The 1,208-nt window shown below is 44.5% G+C and carries 1 protein-coding gene; it reads right to left on the reverse strand.

All coding sequences use genetic code 11. The annotated features are described in order from the left end of the window. On the reverse strand, nt 1-1,185 hold a 1,185-nt coding region (locus HNP82_RS17780), incomplete at its 3' end, for an IS1634 family transposase (protein ID WP_243164864.1). Nucleotides 1,186-1,208: the final 23 nt, after the last annotated feature.

Consider the following 1,208-nt stretch of genomic DNA (forward strand, 5'->3'; position numbering starts at 1 on the left):
TTTGTCATACTTAAGGGTAAAATACTCCTGGCATGCCTTTGATGAAGTAACCACATCCCCGATGTGCTTGTCCATATATATCTTAAATCTGTCCAGTGTAAGCTCCAGACGTTCCCTTTCCGCCGCATGTTTGGAAGGACTGAAGTAGATATGGAAGTATCTGTCCTGCGTATCATCCTCATATAACCTGGCTTTCACTGTCTTACCGTAGACATGATAGGCTCTGATGGAATGGTCGCGCTCGGTTTCAAATGTGCCGCGGTTTTCTTCTACAAGGGACGACACCAGGGCCTTACGGCCTTTTACCATGATAACGAAGGCATATCCGCCTTCCTCCATGTAGCGTATGTTGTCTTTGCTGAAGTAACCGCGGTCAAGTATGAAGCCTACCTTTTTATAGCCATACTCCGTCACCTTATCCACCATATGCACAAACTGGGAGACATCCGTTATGGAGCCGGGATATTCCTCATAAAACAGAGGAACCCGGTTGGTCTTATCGAAGGCCAGGGCAAGGTTAAAGATAGGAATACCCTTATCATCCTTTGCTTTGCCATACTCTATGAGATCTATGTCACCGGCATTGCAGTTTTTATTCGAGGAGTCATAGGAAATATATATTCTTTGCTTATGATCCCTTCTTTTATTCCAGTCGTCAAGAAAACCTATCGTCTGTTCCTTAGTGACGGAAGAGAAGAACCGGCACACCTTTGAATCGCTGTATATCCTCATACCATCCGAAAACAAAGGGTGGCAAAACGCATAGTCAGGATAGTGCTGTCCGGCGTTATCCTCATCTACTATAAGATAGGATAAAAGATCCATAAAAAGACCACAGTCCTCAGGAAACCATTTTCCCAGAAGTTTTGGAAGCTTATACTCGTTCAGGACATAACGAATCACCACATAAGGACCTATTCTGAGACAGCAACTCCTGTACGTCTCAGGCAGTTCTTCGGGAAGCATCGCTTCAGGAAAGTACTGCTGAAATTTTTCGTTAGGAAACATCTTTGTTGGATCAGAAGGATCAACCCTTCCGATGATCGTCCTTTTGGGTATGGCATACTTCTTATCAGGCTTATAATCCGACCCGTACTGGAAGAGTACATAGGAAGATCCGCCCTTAGCCTTGGTCAGGATTTTTCCTTTTTCCGAGGGTATCTGGACAGCGAAATTGTAGTACATGTGGTTCCTCCTTTTAGTGTAAC

It is taken from the genome of Catenibacillus scindens, from assembly GCF_014202115.1.
GTDB lineage: Bacteria > Bacillota > Clostridia > Lachnospirales > Lachnospiraceae > Catenibacillus > Catenibacillus scindens.